Raw genomic sequence first — 15627 nt, forward strand, 5'->3', positions numbered from 1 at the left:
CTCAGCCCTTGTCGGCCGGACTGGTCGAGCCGCCGTCGATCTTCTCGCACAGACCGGCCGGCACCGCGACGAACGCGTTCGGGTCGCGCGCCTTGCTGTCCTGGCCGGCGCAGGAATGCCCCGGCGACTTGCAGTCGTTCTTGTGGGCTGCATTGATGCCGTAGCACTTGGTCATGCCCATGTCGCCGGCTTTCGCGCCGCCGGCACCGGCAGGTGCCGGCGCGGCAGTGGCCATCGCGGCGACGCCGAGCGTCAGGGCGCCGACCAGGGCCGTTTTCAGCAGGTTCTGGCTGTTCATGATGCGCATCTCCGTAGAGTGAACCGGATCTTTCCGGCAACCCATAGAGCACCTGATCAGGCGAAAGGATTCATTCGCCCGGAACCCGGTTCGCCGTGCACTCGCGGATCGGATGCATCGGTTCGAATGCCGCGCACTTTGCGGGAGCCGCAAGTCGACCCATGGGGGTCCATCGCGACGGTCTCCGCGGACGCCGCAAACGATCGAAGCGATTCCGCCGCCCGCGGCGACACGCCCATCGTCGCCTTGGTCCGACGGCGCTACGCGTTGAGCTTCGCGTCAAGCGCGATGGCCTGGTGAGAGAGGATTTCCAGCCGGGTATCCTCGAGTACCGCGCGCCCTTTCCAGGCGGACAGCATCGTGTCACGCGCGCCGAGGAGCATGCGGATCTCGTCCATGCAGAGCGCGACGACGCACTCCAGCACGGTGTCGATCGCATCATGGCCGGTGCGCAGGTGCATGTCGGCGAGGATCCGCGCGGTGCCGGAGGCGCTGAGCATCAGGTCGCCGGTGACCCAGCTATTGACCGTGAACAGGCTGACCGGAAGCCCCTTGGCATCCATCCCGACGGCCAGCAGGTGCCGCGTGGCGACCTGCCTGCCGGGGTTGCCTGTCAAGGCCGCAAAGGCCCGCTCCGTCTTTGACTGCATGCGCCGGGACCAGAGTGGGCGGCGGGCAAAAAGGTGGAAATGGCCGTGCTCGGCAGCCTCCGGCCGATCCTCCGGCGAATGCGAGTGGTAGAACCACTGGTAGCCGCCGTCCGGGTCGATCGAATCGTCCTCGGGATAATGCTGCCACTGGCGAGGCACCTGGCCCCCGAGCAGATCGTGCAGCAGGTGTTCGCCGCGAGTCGCGAGTACCGCGTACGTGTCGAGCAAGCGCCGGCCGGCGAGCCCTGTCCGGCGCGCGGCCGGGTTCGGCGATCGCCGGCCAGGCGCGGAGGCCATCAGTGCTGGGCAGCACACTTCGGTGCACATTTCGGTGCACACTTCGGCGCACACTTTTGGGCACCGCACTTCGCGTGCATGGAGGCATGCTTCTTCAAAGCGTGGTGCTTGTTCGGAGCACACTTGCCTGCGCACTTCGCGCCGCACGCGGCCATGCCAGACGCGGGATGGCAGGTTTCCTGGGCGCCGCCCATGCTGGTCGCCGCAACAGGAAGGGCGACGATGGCGGCGGTCAGGGCGGCCAGCGAAGCCAGCTTCAAGGAATTTTTCATAGGAATCTCCAGGTTGAGGTATCGGAACAAGGCAGAGACTTTTGGGTCTCAAAGGAGAGAGGCGGCCTTGCGACGAAAAGATTCAAACCTCGAACGAACGTCAATGCTCGTCGCGCCGCATATCCCGCAGGAACGACTGGAACTCCGGTGACTCTCCGAGCAACTGCCCCGCCAGGGCGCGCAGGGCATCAACCTGGGTGGAGCGCAGATGAAAGGCGGTCGGCATCGCATTGAAGCGCTGCCGCTCGGCGGGGTCTGCGATCTGGTTGAACGTCAGTACGGCGAAATCGACCTTGACCCCGGGTTCGCCCGGTGGGCGCGTGGCACTGACGTGCCGGGCCCACATCAGGAAGCCATTCTTGGCGAGGGAGACGGTTTCGGTGTTGAGAATGCCCAGTGACGCATCGAATGAGGCACGCATCGTATTGATCAGACCCGGTGCGCGACCCTCCACTGACCACGCATAGGGCGCGTAGACCTGCGCGTTGGCGACGATGACCAGGACGTGTCGCACGCGGCGAAGTTGTTCCGGCGTGAACGCACCCGCCATGTTCGGCACATCACCATATTGCGCGACAGGGCTCATCATCGAACCACGCACGCCGAGGTTGTCGGTCACGCCGCCATCGGCGAGGCGCAGGATCGGCATCTGCTGCGGATCGCCGTAGCGCAAAAGCGCGCGGGCTACGGCGTAGCGACGGTCCAGCATGTCGTCATGCGCCAGTGACTGGGTCACCCACGACTGGTGGCGTTGCGGGCAATCGGGGTAATTGCGCAGGGCGATCGGCGCAAACAGTCCCGGTACGGCGGCCGATGCCATCACCGCGTTGGCCACCGGATAGGTGGACAGATCCGAGCACAGGAAATCGAACTGCTGCTGGATAAAGGAAAACGTCGTGGCGTTGTTCAGGTCGCTCGCGTTGAGGATGATCATCGGCAATCCGGCCGGCGACATATCGGCGAAGGTCTTCCCTTCGAGCAAAGTGCGATCGAGGTAGGCGGCCACCAGGTCGCTGCGACTGTAATGGCGACCGGCGATCGATAGCAGGTGATCGGGGCGCCACAGCAGGCCCAGCAGCTCGCCCTGCCAGTCGCGGTACAGAAACCGGAACCGGAAGTCGCGGAAGATGCGGTCGCCGAACAGTCCGTAGTAAGCCGCCGTATAGCTCCCGCCGGAAACCGACGTGATCACGTCCACCAGATTCAGCAGGGGCGTCCGCTGCCCTCCTGCCATCACCTCGGTATCGCGCAATTTTTCCAGCACGCCATAGCTGAAGGCGGCCGCACGGGTACCGCCGCCGGAAAAGGCGAGTACGACGAAGGTATCGCGGATGGCGTGCGGAAAGCGCGTCCCGAACTCGTAGCGATCCTCCACTCCGACCGGCTTGATCCGGGTATTCCACGTGCGCGTCGCGCAACCCGTCGGCCCGGCCAGGAGCAAGCCGAGCAACAAGAGTCTGGACAGGCCGCGCAACAAGTCATGCGTCGCGTCCCTCGTGGCAGGCCCTTCACCTGAATCCGCCATGATGCCCCCTTGCGCATGTCCCCTTTCAGGACTGCACCTTGACCCCTCGCCAGAACGCGACGTGATCGCGGATTTCGGCAGCCGCCGGTTTCGGGTCCGGGTAGTACCAGGCCGCGTCGGAGTTGACGTCACCCTCGACGATGACATCCAGGTAACTGGCCGTGCCTTTCCAGTGGCACACCGAATGGTGGTCGCTTTCGCGAAAGTTCTCCCGCTTGAGCGATTCGCGCGGGAAGTAGTGGTTGCCCTCGACCACGATCGTATGGGCGCTTTCTGCAATGACGGTGTTTTTCCACACTGCACGCATGACGCTTCTCCTCGTTGACGGCGCACCACTCGGCGCCCACGGTCCACTGCTGGATGGCATATGCACCTTGATCCTTCCCGGCAACGCCAGGCGCACCCGTACTTCCGACGAACGCAACCACCCTCAAATCAGATCGGAAGATTCCTGCGCCGGCAGCATACCGGCCGGCAGGCGAGTAATCCGAAGGATGGCCCTCGCCACCCGACCGCCAGGCGAAGCCTGCTTCGTAGAGTCGACGGGCAAGCAAAAGGATTCACCACGGCGGGCAGATCACGAAGAATCTTCACGTATCGACGCCGCGACGGTTCATGCGTTTCGTCACGGCGTCTTCATGTCCACGCCGACCAGCAGCATCGTCTCGCCGAGATTCGGCTTCCGCGTGCCGCCGTTGGAGACATGCCTTATCAGGATGGCGAAGCCGTGCCGGGACCAGCCCAACGAGCTCACAAATTGCTGAGTGCTGCTCAAGGCTTTCGTCCGTGGCGTCGCTGCCCCCAGCTGAAAGCTGAAAAACATGTGGTGCCAGAGCTCCGGCAGACGAATGCCTGCCGCAGCAACCCAGACACTGCGGTCGAAATCTCCCCCTTGGTACCGGCGGGCCGCCACGTAGGAGAGCCCCATGTCGGGCTGCACCTCGATGCCTTTCCAAGAGCGTGCAGTGCCCAGCACGTCCAACGCGGCGACCGACGTGAGGCGCTGTCCACTGGTGACGCTGCCCCCGGCGGCAAGGTCGACGCTTGTTGCCCTCGCCGCGCCGCCGGACAGGCTGATGAGCATCAGGGTCGTGAGAAGAAAATGAAGGCGGAGACGGGCACCAGCTCTCCTGCACGGATCCATGGCAGGCGAGCAAGCCTCCGCAAGTATCGTCCAGTCGCCGCGCATTCCCATGTGACGGCGGGCGGGCTCCATCCGTCCCGGCATAGGGGGGTCCTCAGTGGTCATGCGTGGCAAGCCGATCAATCCCGCACCGCCGACCGTTGCAAGCCAGACAATTCCTGCTCGATCAGGACGGCGGATGCATGGTCAGTCGAAATGCCGAGCCTTCGTTCGATTTCGGTCAGCGAGATCAATCCGCGAACCATGGTGGCTTGCCCGCCATGCCGATCCGTGACCAGGAGATGGGTCTGGTGGGTCTCTCGGAAGGTTTCCAGGATGTCGCCTATCCGCGCCCTGAGGACATCTTCAAGCCGAAGCATCGGCAGGGTCGCCAACGGTGTCATGATGTCGGCGACCTCGATGTCCTCATGCCGGCATTTCGGGTGAATGCAGTCGGAACCCCGCAAGAACTGCAGCGGCTTCTGACCCTGGATGTCATAAGCGGTGATCAGTCCGATCATATGCGCCTCGGCCATCACCAGCAGCGTGCGGACACGCGCGCCGATCATGTTCTGAAGGGCGTCGTCGATCTTATGTTCCGGCTCGACCGTGACCGGGCATACCCAATGAAAATCCACCATGGCCATCAACGCGGGATCCTGCTCCAGCAGCCGCGTTTCCCCGCCTGTGCGGCACTTGGAGACCGTTACGGGAACACCGTGTACATGGGTCGCAACAGGACGGAATGGCATCGGGTCGGCCTCGATGTGAATGGGAATGCCCGCCCGTGCAGCGACGGGAGCCCATCGTGCATCGAATGTCCGGCCCTGCCAGCACGATCAGACGACCCACGATGGGCGAGGGCGTGCACAGCGGGTCCGGTAGGCTCGGAATTCACTGCCCGTGAGCACGGGGGGATGGCGGTGAACTCCCTCTGCCGCTGTGCAACGCTCTCACCCGCATAGAGCAGGCAAACCGCCCATCGGATTCATTGGCGTCTCACGACGACCGCGAGGCGCCCGGCGAACGCCCGTGGATGCGCTTGAAGGCGCGACTGAACGCGGCCTCCGTCGCATAGCCGGCGATCACCGCCGCCTCGGCCACGCTGACGCCACGCTCGGCCAGCGCCGACTGTGCCTGCTGCATGCGCAGGCCGGTGACGTAGTCCATGGGGGTGACCCCGACCGCCTGGACAAACCGCCGCGCGAACGCGGCTCGCGACAGATGTGCGGTGTCGGCGAGAGCGGCAACCGTCCAGGGGTGCTGCGGATCATGATGCACGGCCAGCAGCGACGCACCCAGGGAAGGATCGGACATCGCGCTCAACAACCCCCGTTCCACGGTACCCGAGGTCACGCACTGTCGCAGTGCGTACATGAACAGCGCATCGGACAGCTTGTCCATCAGCAGCATGGCGCCGGGGCCGTTCTGCTCGGCCTCGGCGATGATCAACTGCAGCAGCGCCGCCGGCGCTCCGGACGCCATATCCTCCGGCGTCGGGTGGTGTCGAAGCAGCATCTGTGCCGGCAATGAAGCCAGCAACACTTCGGCCAGTGGCGAGTCAAACTCGAAGTAACCGCACAACAGCAGCGTGGCGACGGTGTCGTCAGCGTCACGCGGAGCGATCAGGCAGTGGTCCTGTGGGCGGATGAACAACACCGCGTCGCCGGCCTGCAGCGCCACGTCGGCCGTGCCATCGTCCGTGCGCAGCACACAGGAGCCACCAGCCACCAGATGGAACATCGCCTTGCGCTCGTACTCAGCGTCGAGGGTCCACTGCCCACAATGGGCAGTCCGATGAAACACGCGTGTCTGCAGGCGCAGATGGCGCATCAATTCGCTCAGTTCGTCCACGCCAGCTCCAGATCAAGACGCAGGGACAAGCATGCGCGCGCTGCGGGCATGGCTGCCGCCCCGGCCGGTTGTCAAAGTATGCCCGGGGCCGACGCGACATCCGATCGGCCGCACATCCAACCACCAAGGAGTATGACCCATGAGCGAATTCACCTTGCAAACTCCCGACACGGCTCCCGGGGCGGCGCGCGCGCTGCTGCAGGGCGCGCAAAAGCAGATGGGCTTCGTGCCCAACCTGTATGCCAACCTCGCCAATGCGCCAGCGGCGCTGGAGGCCTATTTCGGCCTGTCTTCGCAGTTCGACAAGACGTCATTCAACCCGGTGGAACGCCAGGTGGTGCTGCTGACCGCCAGCGTGGAGAACGGCTGTGAATTCTGCGTCGCCGCCCACTCGATGATCGCGCGCAAGATGGCCAAGGCTCCCGATGACGTCGTCGATGCGTTGCGAAACCGCACCACGGTGCCGGACGCGCGGCTGCAGGCGCTGTCCTCGTTCACCCGCAGCATGGTGAAGGAGCGCGGCTGGGTCGCGGGGGCGCCGCTGGAAGCCTTTCTCAAGGCCGGGTTCACCCATCAGCAGGCGCTCGAAGTCGTGCTGGGCGTCAGCATGAAGACGCTGAGCAACTACGCCAACCACCTGACCGGGACCTTGACCAACAAGGAATTCTCCGGCGAAGCCTGGCATCGCCCAGCGTAAGCGCGGTACCCGAACGACGTTATGTGGACGGGTCGGTCAACCCGATCGCCACCACTCCGATCAGGGCAGTGCCATCCACACGTGCCGCACTGCCCGCCCTTCCTGGGAAGCACGAATGATCAAAGCAAGCGTGATGTACCCGTACGCCCCTGGAGCCAGGTTCGACCATGCGTACTACCGCGAGACACACATGCCCCTCGTGAAGCGCCGCATGGGCGAGAGCTGCAGGTACTACTCGATCGACAAGGGGCTGGCCGGCGGATCGCCCGATACGGCACCGACCTATCTCGGCATGAGCCACATCTTCTGCGACTCGGTGGAGGCGTTCCAGAACGGCTTCGGGCCGCACGCCGCCGAACTCCTGGAAGACCTGCGCAACTTCACCGATATTGCTCCGGTGATCCAGATCAGCGAAGTCCTGGTGGAGCGGGGCTAGGAAGACCGTTCCACCCGGTGGAATCAGGCATCACGCGCAAAAAGCGGCTATCGGGGTGCCCGGCAACGAAGCCGTGCTCCGCCGCACTCCACCGATACATCCACCTGCCGAGGAGCCATTCCGTGAACTCCACGAATCGTCTGAGCTTGTCGCTGCTTGGGTTGCGGCTGACAGTGTTCCTGGTGATGCTGATGTGGGCCCTGGACAAGTTCATCCGTCCCGAGCACGCCGCCGGTGTATTCGAGCGCTTCTACGCCATGGCGGGACTAGGCGCCTCGGCGTTCACCATCCTGGGTGCGCTTGAACTGTTGCTCCTGCTGGCCTTCGTCATCGGGGTTTTGCGCCGTTTCTCCTATGGCGCCGTAATGCTCTTGCACGCGGGCTCCACGCTGTCGTCGTGGCACCAGTACCTGCATCCCCACGAAGGCGCCAACCTGCTGTTCTTCACGGCGTGGCCCATGCTGGCAGCGTGCGTGGCGCTGTACCTGCTGCGCGACAGCGATGGGTTTACCGTCGACGGTGCCCGCCATGCCCATCCATGACCACGATATTCCTGACGTACAGAGGGTGGACACGGCACCTCCGGCCATCGCGGTCTTCGACGCCTACGGAACCCTGTTCGACGTGCATTCGGCCATGGCCCGCCTGGCCGGGATCGTTGGCCCGGACGCCGAACGCATATCAACGTTGTGGCGACAGAGGCAGCTTGAATACAGCTGGACGCGTAGTCTGATGGGGCGGTACGCCGATTTCTGGCAGGTCACCGAGGAGGCGCTCGACTATGCATTGGCCTCGTTCGGTCGCCGCGACAGCGTGGTTCGGCAAGCTTTGCTCGACGCCTACCGGAAGCTGGATGCTTATCCGGACGTGCGCGAGGCGCTCGGCGCCTGTCGTCGCCTGGGGTTGCTCGTGGCGGTATTTTCCAATGCCACCACGGCCATGCTGAACACGGCGCTGACTGCGGCCGGTCTCGATGATCTGGTCGACATCGTTTACTCGGTGCATGCACTGGAGATGTTCAAGCCCGATGCGCGGGCCTACGCCGCAGCCGCGAAGGCGTTCGGGGCAGTCCCGTCATCCATCGCATTCCATTCGTCCAACGGCTGGGATGCGGCCGGTGCCGCATCGTGCGGATGGCGCGCACTCTGGATCAACCGCGCCGGACTGCCGCGGGAATACCCCTGGATGGATGTGCCGGCGGTGTCCGGCCTTGGTCAGGCATTGGCACGTATCGAGGCCTCGACCGCCGTCGATGCCATCCGCAACACCGGACAAAAGGACGCCTGAATGGGCTGGATCAGCGAAATCCCCGACAGCGAAGCGCAAGGCCCGCTGCGGCAGACCTATGATGCCGTGAAGGCGCGGCGCGGCAAGGTGGCACGTATCCTCGGCGTGCACAGCCTCGACCCGGGTGGGCTGCAGCACCATCTCGATCTCTACATGCACCTGATGTTCTCGGCCGGTCCGTTGAGCCGGCGCGAGCGTGAGGCCATCGCGGTCACGGTTTCGGCCGCCAACGGCTGCGCCTACTGCGTGGCGCACCATCTGGAGGCGCTTCGATGCTACGAGAAGGACGAAGGGATACTGGCTACGGTGCGCGACGCGCCGGATCGGCTCGCTGCGCCGCGGCTGCGCGCGATGCTGCTTTACGCGCGCAGGCTCACCGTCTCTCCCTCGACGATGGACGAGGAACAGGTAGGCGCGTTGCGCGCCGAAGGTCTGACCGACGCGGAAATACTGCGTATCAACCTGGTCACCGCCTATTTCAATTTCGTCAACCGGATCGCGTTGGGTCTGGGCGTCGAAGCCGACGCGCAAGAGGTTGCAGGTTACGCCAGATGAGAGCATCGCCCGCCGCCGGCGTACGGACCCCCTGATGCCCCGTGGGGCGCACCGTTCCCCGATCGGCACGCCCCGCCCTGAGCTGGCGGCTGTGGCCCGGAACACGGAAAATGTTCCGCCAACGACATGTCGATCCGGAGGAATACTGCATGATGTCCGACCGCCTTCCGGTTCCGCCGCCGCCATGGCCGCTCGGCCACGTCGTGCCATCGCGCATCGTTCCGTGCCGGACCGCCGGATGAACAGGATCATGGTCACCCTGCGCCGAACCCGGGCAATCGTGCGGCATCCGCCCCATCTGAAACGAACCTGCATGGTGGCTCTGCTCGTGGGGATCTGGCTGAGCGCTTTCAATGTCGGTGGGCAGCTGCTGGCCGGGCCTTGGGATCTGCCGCTGGCGATCAAGATCGCCATGAATGTATTGACTCCGTTTACCGTTGCCAACCTCGGCCTGGTCTCTCGACAGGTCGGATCAGAATCCGACGAGGCCGGGTGACCTCGTCGCGAAAATCGGGATCCACATGCACGGGGCTGGCCGCACGGCACATGCCATCCACCCTGCCCAGCCGGCAGGCGAGACGCCGGGGCCAATCGGGGCGAAACCGATTCGCCGGACCTTCTGATCGGAGCTCCCAACCATGACCCGATTTCTGCTCATCCACGAACCCGCGATCCGGCTCGGCGCCTTTTTCGGCATCTTCGCCGTGATGGCGCTGTGGGAAGCGCTGGCGCCAAGGCGACGCCAAGCCATCGGCCGATGGAAGCGCTGGCCCGGCAATCTGGGCATCGTCGTGCTCGACAGCGTGTTCGTGCGGCTGATTTTCCCCACCGCGGCGGTCGGTGTCGCCTTGTTTGCCACCGCCCATGGCGGAGGGTTGCTTCAGGCGATCGGAGTATCCGACGGGCTGGCTCTGGTCTCGGCCGTACTGCTGCTGGATCTGGCCGTCTATCTGCAGCACGTGATGTTTCACGCAGTGCCGCTCTTGTGGCGACTGCACCGGGTGCACCACACCGACCTCGAATTCGACCTGACCACCGGCGCACGTTTCCACCCGTTCGAGATCGTGCTTTCCTTGGTCATCAAGCTAGGCGTGATCGCGGCGCTGGGCGCGCCGGCAGTGGCCGTGCTGGCTTTTGAAGTGCTGCTCAATGCCACCTCCATGTTCAACCACGGCAACGTTCGCCTGCCGCAGCGGCTGGACGGCGTGCTGCGCTGGCTTCTCGTCACGCCGGACATGCACCGCGTGCACCATTCCTGGCATCCGCACGAGACCAACTCCAACTTCGGCTTCAACCTGCCCTGGTGGGATCGCCTCTTCGGCACCTATTGCGCCCAGCCGCAGGACGGCCAGATCGGCATGACGATAGGCATCAATCAATTCCGCGACCCGTGCGAGTTGCGGTTGGACCGCATGCTTTGGCAGCCATTCCGCGGGCCGGTGCACAGCTATCCGATCAATGCCCGGCCAGAGCGCACCGACGGTATGTATAAGCCGTAGTCGACATCGGCACGGCGTTCCATACCCGACGCAGCAGATCTGATTGCGTCCGCCAGATACCGTCCGAGACTCGTCTCCGTCAGTAGTTCAACGATGAGCGGGCATGTCCTGCTGCCACCGCTCCACGTGCTGGTCTGCTAGGTCGGTGACATAGACATCGCCGTCCGCCGTCACGGCTACCGCACCGACGCCATACCCCGGTGCCCGCGGCGGCTGGTCGAAGGCGGTCAGGAAGCGGCCATCGGCGGTGAACTTCTGAATCCGGTTGTTTTCCTGGTCAGCCACGAACACCTCGCCTTGCGGGCCGATGGCTATGGAAGTCGGCGTCCGGAACCAGCCACGCAGTCCGCCGAGAAAGTTGATCGACGCGGGCAGATGCAGGCCGAACGGGCCGCCCCACATCCGCAAGAAGCGGCCGTCCCGATCGAACACCTGGATGCGGTCGTTGTAGCCATCGGCGACGTAGAAATGGCCGTTCGAGGGAGAGACAGCCACGTCCATCGGATAATTGAAGCTGCCGCCAGCCACATAGCCCTTGTGTCCCGTGATGCCGATCTGGCGAATAAAACGTCCTTGCGGCGACAGCATCTGCACGCGCTGGTTATAGAAATCGGCCACGACGATGGTGCCGTCGGGCTCGGCGCTGGCACCGCCGGGCGCGCGGAACTGCCCCGGTGCCGATCCCTGTTGGCCGCCCAAGGTACTCAGCAGGCGCCCGTCGAGCGTGTACACCTGCACCGCGTCGTTCCAGTAGTCGCCGACATAGAGCTTGTCGCCCGCGACATTCAGGTTCATGGGTCGTGCCTGCGGCAGCAGACCCTGTGCGCCGACCGCGATGTCGCTCAGAAAGTGTCCCTGCGAGTCGAAGATCTGGATCCGGTGGTTCACCGAATCGGCTACATAGACACGATGATCGGCAACAGCGATGCCGTTGGGGCCGTCGAATTGTCGCGGTGCCGAGCCAGCGCTGCCCCAGGAGGTGACCAGCCGATAAGGGGGTTCCTTCGCTTTGGGTACAAAGCCGAACCCGATGACCAGCCCGGCAACGATGAGCAATCCGACCAAGCCTGTGCCGAAGATCGCGACCCACCTGACGATTCGACACATCTCAACGCCCTCCCGCCGGTTGGGACACGACGTCCTTCAGCGTGAAGCCGGCCTGCTGCACGGTCTGGGCGATTTGCGCCTGATCGAAACGCGTGCCGGGCTTGACATGAACCACGACCACCCCACTGGCGAGGTTTACGTCGGTGGTGGTGACGCCCGGAATACGGCCGAACTGCTTCTCGATGCCATAAGCGCAGAACGGACAGGCCAATCCGTCCACGCGCACGACATAGGCGTCGGCGGGCCAAGCTTGTTGCGCCGGAGTCGATGTCGCCGCCTGAGCCGGAAAGGCCGCCCAAAAAGTCGTGGCAAGCGTCAGCAGTGCCGAGGCGAAAGCGATCCCGGACACGTTCAAAACGCGGTGATGAAGGCTGTTGCTCATGGAAATTCTCCTGGGATCAACGCCTGTCGAAGGACGAGGCTCAGGAAGCGTGTCATTTGGAGTCAACTCCATGTCAAGTCTTTTTCAGATGACTGTTGACATGGAGCTGACTCCAAGCACTACCGTGGTTCTCGAAGTCCTGGCGAATGGGCATCCCACTGAGATGCGCTGCCTATTTAAACGTCACTGATGGAGTCGCCCACATGACATCGATCACCCCGGCGTACCACCGGGTGACACGAAGGCTGGCCGCACTGATGGCCTGCCTGCTGCCGGCTCTGGCCGCAGCGGCGCCGATCACCTTCAATACCGCACTGCCGGTGGCCCAGGGGCAGTGGCTGCTGCGCGAGCAGTACGTCCAGCGTTACCGCTACGACAACGCCGCGACCCTTGACCGTCAAGTGCACATCGGGGCGCTGGGCAACGTGCTGGCCTATGGTGCCACCAGCAAACTGACGCTGTTTGCCGTCACCCCCTGGTATCTGGACAAGACGCTGAACGCGACCACCCCGATGGGCCGTATGCGGCTCACCGCCTCGGGGATTGGCGACACGCAGCTGTTCGCGCGCTACACGCTGTTCCAACACGACGCACTCGGCCGGTCCTTTCGCATCGCGTCGCTCGCCGGCGTCATCGCGCCCACCGGCAGCAGTAATACGGTCGATCGTTTCGGCCGGTTGCCGCGGCCGTTCCAGAACGGCACCGGCGCCTGGGGCGGTCTGGCCGGGGTCGTCGCGACCTACCAGACACTGGCGTGGGAGTTCGACGCCGACGCCACTTACCAAGCTACCGGCACGCACGATGATTACCGGGCCGGCGCCGTGAGCCAGCTCGACGGCTCGTTCCAGTACCGGCTATGGCCGCGTCGATTGGGAACCGTAGTCCCGCGGTTCCTCTACGGCGTGCTGGAAACCAATCTGATCCACACGGATCGTGACCGCATGAACGGCCTGGACGTCGCCGATAGCGGAGGCACGCAATGGTTCGTCAGTCCGGGGCTGCAATTCGTCACCATGAACTACGTGCTGGAAGCGGCTGTGCAGCTTCCGCTCGCGCAGCACATGAACGGCCATGCATTGCGCGATCGCTACATTTTCCATATCGGCTTCAGGACGCACTTCCGATGAATACTCGTCGATCCTGCGAGCTTGGGGCACCATGGCAGTACAGCCGCCGCTCGTTGCACCTTTGCTGCCTGGCATAGTCTCAAGGTCATGCCGCAACCCCTGCACATGCACATTGTTGTCTACTCATCGATGTATTGCCCGGCATGCCGGCGCGTATCCACCGAGCTGATCGACCTGTGTCGTCAGTTCGACGCCGATACCGAAGTGAGGGATGTGCTGGAGCATCTGGAGCAAGCCGCCCGCCTCGGTATCGCCCGGCCACCGGCGGTGGTCATCGATGGCCGCCTGTTCGGGCAGGGCAACGCGGTCCTGGGCAAGCTGCGGCGCAAGGAGTTCGCATGAGCAGTTGGAGCATCGGTGAACTGGCCACGCGCGCCGGGATGTCGGCGGACACGCTGCGCTACTACGAGAAGATCGACCTGCTGCCGCGGGCGCTGCGCGACAGCGGCGGACGTCGCCGCTACGGTGATGCCGACCTGGCGCGGCTGCTGTTCATCCAACGTGCGCAGGCAATGAATTTTTCGCTGGCCGAGATCGGCAACCTGCTGCATTTGCGCGAACGCCCGCAGCAGACGCGAGCCGATGTGCGCCGCGTGGCCGGAGAAAAACTGGCCCAGGTGGAAACCCGGCTGAAGTCGCTGCGCCTGCTGCGCAACGAGCTGCGACTGCTGTTGAACCTGTGCGCCGGCAGCGAAGACGGTTGTCCGATTCTCGAATCACTGGACGGTGACCGGCGCTGAGGCTCCAGAGTCACGGCAGCATGGATTCAATATCCGACGCTGCGGTGGGGTAGGCAAAGGTGGCGCGGCGGATCGCGGCGGCGCCGAGCCCGCTGCGCATGGCGAAACCGAACAGGTTGATCACCTCGGCCGCCTCCGGACCGATCAGATGGGCGCCAAGGATACGATCGCTGCCATCCTCCACCAACACCTTGTAGCCGTAGCATGATTCGTTGACACGGCGTGCAGTGAACCAGCCCGGCACGTTGGCGTGGCTGAGCTTGAAGCGCAGACCCTGCGCCCTGGCTTCGGCTTCGAGCAGACCGACGCGGGCCAGCACCGGCAGGGTGAACACGGCACTGGGAATACCGGTGTAGTCGACCGTGACGTGCTTGTCGTGCAAGAGGTTGTCGACCACCGCGTGGGCCTCCAGTGCGGCCACCGGGGTCAGCGGCAACGGCCCGCCGGACGCATCGCCTGCGGCATAGACCGCAGGATGGGAGGTGCTGCGGAAGGTCTTGTCCAGCGTCAGCCGGCCGTGGTCGTGCGCGATACCGGCCGCATCCAGATCCAGTGCTTCCAGTGCGGGCGCGCGCCCGCCACTGTGGATCACCATGTCGGCGTCCACGACCAAACGCCCGTCCGGGCCTTGCGCCTCGACTTCGAAACCGTCACCGCGCTTGCACAGCGCTTTCACTTCATAGCCGAGATGTACCGCCACGCCGAGCGCGCGGGTGCGTTCGACCAGCAGGCCGACCAGATCCGGATCGAAGCCGGCCAGCGGCTGCGCGCCCCGGTTGAAGATCGAAACTTCGGCGCCGGCGCGCGCGGCGATATGGGCAAACTCGAAACCGATGTAGCCGCCGCCGACCAGCACGATGCGCCTGGGCAGCGATTCAAGATTCAGAAAGTCATCGCTCAAGACCAGGTGCTCGGCGCCCTCGATCGGCAGCCAAACCGGTTCCGCGCCAGCAGCGATGGCGATGTGCTTGGCATGGAGCGTCCGATCGCCCACTGTGATGGTGTTGCGTCCACTGAAACGGGCGCGGCCGTGATACGCATCAATGCCCTGTTTGGCGTAGGCCTGTTCGCGATGACCCGGCACCGGATCGGTGAACGAACGCTTGTGCCGCTGTAGCGCAGCCCAGTCGATGTGCAACTCGCCTTGCACGGTGCCGATGGCGCCCATGCGCGTAAAGCCGTCGATCACTTCGGTGGCGGCGATCAGCATTTTCTTCGGGTCGCAACCGCGCAGCGCGCAAGTACCGCCGAACGGCCGGTGATCGATGATCGCCACCGACCAGCCGGCTTTGCGGCAATTGAAGGCGATGACGTTGGCGGCGGTGCCGCTGCCGATGACGACGAGGTCGTAGCTTTGTTGGCTCACGCAGGACTCCTGGCGGTGAGGGCAGCGGCGGCAAAGCGCATTCAGTGCGCGCAGGTCCTCGCGCGGCGGCCGTTGGCAAAATCCCAAAAACTGGCGGTCACCAACATCAGCAGGCCCAGCGTCGCCGCCAGCGGGTGGATGAACAGGCCGACCACGGCCAGTACGCCGCCGAATACACCGAGCACGAACGGCTGCCGCCTGGCATGACGGCCGGTGGCCCGCCATAGCAGCCACAGGTTCAGTGCCACGAAGGCTGCCAGCAGCGGGATCAAGATCGCGTCATGGATGAGAAAGCCCAGACCGGCCGCCGACAGCGCGCTGAGCAGCAGCGGCAGGCCCAGGCAGCAGGCCGCCGCGAACAGCGCGCCGAGCAGGCTGCCCAGCTGTTTGAGAAGATCTTTCATGCGATGGT

The 15627-nt window shown here is 64.4% G+C and carries 21 protein-coding genes; 10 read left to right on the plus strand and 11 right to left on the minus strand.

Features of this window, described 5'->3' with window-relative positions; translation table 11 throughout:
• Position 1 precedes the first annotated feature (1 nt).
• The 7 genes from RHOOR92_RS0112035 to RHOOR92_RS0112065 form a co-directional block, all read right to left on the minus strand.
• Positions 2-298: a DUF2282 domain-containing protein gene (locus tag RHOOR92_RS0112035; protein WP_015449103.1), complete on the minus strand. Its 297-nt coding sequence runs from the start codon at positions 296-298 to the stop codon at positions 2-4.
• A 260-nt stretch (positions 299-558) separates the two neighbouring features.
• A complete protein-coding gene (locus tag RHOOR92_RS0112040; RefSeq protein ID WP_231378384.1) occupies positions 559-1176 on the minus strand; it encodes a hypothetical protein in 618 nt (205 codons plus the stop codon).
• 441 nt (positions 1177-1617) lie between these two features.
• Positions 1618-2991, minus strand: coding sequence for a patatin-like phospholipase family protein (locus tag RHOOR92_RS0112045; protein ID WP_231378385.1), 1374 nt, complete (start codon positions 2989-2991; stop codon positions 1618-1620).
• A gap of 76 nt (positions 2992-3067) precedes the next feature.
• Complete coding sequence (locus tag RHOOR92_RS0112050) at positions 3068-3349, minus strand: DUF427 domain-containing protein (RefSeq protein WP_027490325.1); 282 nt, start codon at positions 3347-3349, stop codon at positions 3068-3070.
• A gap of 318 nt (positions 3350-3667) precedes the next feature.
• Positions 3668-4126 carry a hypothetical protein gene (locus RHOOR92_RS19045; RefSeq protein WP_155950245.1) on the minus strand — a complete coding sequence of 153 codons (459 nt, stop codon included), beginning with the start codon at positions 4124-4126 and terminating at the stop codon, positions 3668-3670.
• A 179-nt stretch (positions 4127-4305) separates the two neighbouring features.
• A complete protein-coding gene (locus tag RHOOR92_RS18815; protein ID WP_051281211.1) occupies positions 4306-4812 on the minus strand; it encodes a CBS domain-containing protein in 507 nt (168 codons plus the stop codon).
• 352 nt (positions 4813-5164) lie between these two features.
• Positions 5165-6019, minus strand: coding sequence for an AraC family transcriptional regulator (locus tag RHOOR92_RS0112065; protein ID WP_015449097.1), 855 nt, complete (start codon positions 6017-6019; stop codon positions 5165-5167).
• A 139-nt stretch (positions 6020-6158) separates the two neighbouring features.
• On the opposite strand from RHOOR92_RS0112065, the gene RHOOR92_RS0112070 reads away from it, so the two are divergent.
• From RHOOR92_RS0112070 to RHOOR92_RS0112100, 7 genes are all read left to right on the plus strand, one after another.
• Complete coding sequence (locus RHOOR92_RS0112070; protein ID WP_015449096.1) at positions 6159-6716, plus strand: carboxymuconolactone decarboxylase family protein; 558 nt, start codon at positions 6159-6161, stop codon at positions 6714-6716.
• 115 nt (positions 6717-6831) lie between these two features.
• On the plus strand, positions 6832-7152 hold the full coding sequence (locus RHOOR92_RS0112075) for an EthD family reductase (RefSeq protein WP_007512443.1): 321 nt from the start codon (positions 6832-6834) through the stop codon (positions 7150-7152).
• A gap of 122 nt (positions 7153-7274) precedes the next feature.
• On the plus strand, positions 7275-7694 hold the full coding sequence (locus tag RHOOR92_RS0112080) for a hypothetical protein (protein WP_007512441.1): 420 nt from the start codon (positions 7275-7277) through the stop codon (positions 7692-7694).
• Positions 7681-8439 (plus strand): haloacid dehalogenase type II, encoded by a 759-nt coding sequence (locus RHOOR92_RS0112085; protein WP_015449095.1) that lies wholly within the window; start codon positions 7681-7683, stop codon positions 8437-8439. The genes RHOOR92_RS0112080 and RHOOR92_RS0112085 overlap by 14 nt, the downstream gene beginning before the upstream one ends.
• Positions 8440-8994 (plus strand): peroxidase-related enzyme, encoded by a 555-nt coding sequence (locus RHOOR92_RS0112090; protein WP_007512437.1) that lies wholly within the window; start codon positions 8440-8442, stop codon positions 8992-8994.
• Between the two features lie 238 nt (positions 8995-9232).
• Positions 9233-9490 (plus strand): hypothetical protein, encoded by a 258-nt coding sequence (locus RHOOR92_RS0112095; RefSeq protein WP_015449094.1) that lies wholly within the window; start codon positions 9233-9235, stop codon positions 9488-9490.
• A gap of 142 nt (positions 9491-9632) precedes the next feature.
• Positions 9633-10493 (plus strand): sterol desaturase family protein, encoded by an 861-nt coding sequence (locus RHOOR92_RS0112100; protein ID WP_015449093.1) that lies wholly within the window; start codon positions 9633-9635, stop codon positions 10491-10493.
• 87 nt (positions 10494-10580) lie between these two features.
• Here the strand turns inward: RHOOR92_RS0112100 and RHOOR92_RS0112105 are convergent, their stop codons facing one another.
• Together RHOOR92_RS0112105 and RHOOR92_RS0112110 are read right to left on the minus strand one after the other, a co-directional pair.
• Positions 10581-11600 (minus strand): NHL repeat-containing protein, encoded by a 1020-nt coding sequence (locus tag RHOOR92_RS0112105; RefSeq protein ID WP_027490326.1) that lies wholly within the window; start codon positions 11598-11600, stop codon positions 10581-10583.
• Between the two features lies 1 nt (position 11601).
• On the minus strand, positions 11602-11982 hold the full coding sequence (locus RHOOR92_RS0112110) for a heavy-metal-associated domain-containing protein (protein ID WP_027490327.1): 381 nt from the start codon (positions 11980-11982) through the stop codon (positions 11602-11604).
• 203 nt (positions 11983-12185) lie between these two features.
• On the opposite strand from RHOOR92_RS0112110, the gene RHOOR92_RS0112115 reads away from it, so the two are divergent.
• The 3 genes from RHOOR92_RS0112115 (at position 12186) to RHOOR92_RS0112125 (ending at position 13849) form a co-directional block, all read left to right on the plus strand.
• Complete coding sequence (locus RHOOR92_RS0112115) at positions 12186-13109, plus strand: transporter (protein WP_037115401.1); 924 nt, start codon at positions 12186-12188, stop codon at positions 13107-13109.
• Positions 13110-13196: 87 nt separating this feature from the next.
• Positions 13197-13451: a thioredoxin family protein gene (locus RHOOR92_RS0112120; RefSeq protein WP_015449089.1), complete on the plus strand. Its 255-nt coding sequence runs from the start codon at positions 13197-13199 to the stop codon at positions 13449-13451.
• Complete coding sequence (locus tag RHOOR92_RS0112125) at positions 13448-13849, plus strand: MerR family transcriptional regulator (protein WP_027490329.1); 402 nt, start codon at positions 13448-13450, stop codon at positions 13847-13849. Before RHOOR92_RS0112120 ends, RHOOR92_RS0112125 begins: the two co-directional genes overlap by 4 nt.
• 10 nt (positions 13850-13859) lie before the next feature.
• On the opposite strand, the gene RHOOR92_RS0112130 is transcribed toward RHOOR92_RS0112125, so the two are convergent.
• Positions 13860-15215, minus strand: a complete 1356-nt coding sequence (locus tag RHOOR92_RS0112130) for an NAD(P)/FAD-dependent oxidoreductase (RefSeq protein WP_027490330.1) — start codon at positions 15213-15215, stop codon at positions 13860-13862.
• Between the two features lie 41 nt (positions 15216-15256).
• The gene (locus tag RHOOR92_RS0112135) at positions 15257-15619 is read right to left on the minus strand and encodes a MerC domain-containing protein (RefSeq protein WP_007512427.1); all 363 of its coding nucleotides are present in this window, start codon (positions 15617-15619) and stop codon (positions 15257-15259) included.
• Positions 15620-15627 lie beyond the last annotated feature (8 nt).

Origin of the sequence: Rhodanobacter sp. OR92 (genome assembly GCF_000427545.1) — a bacterium.
Lineage (GTDB): Bacteria > Pseudomonadota > Gammaproteobacteria > Xanthomonadales > Rhodanobacteraceae > Rhodanobacter > Rhodanobacter denitrificans.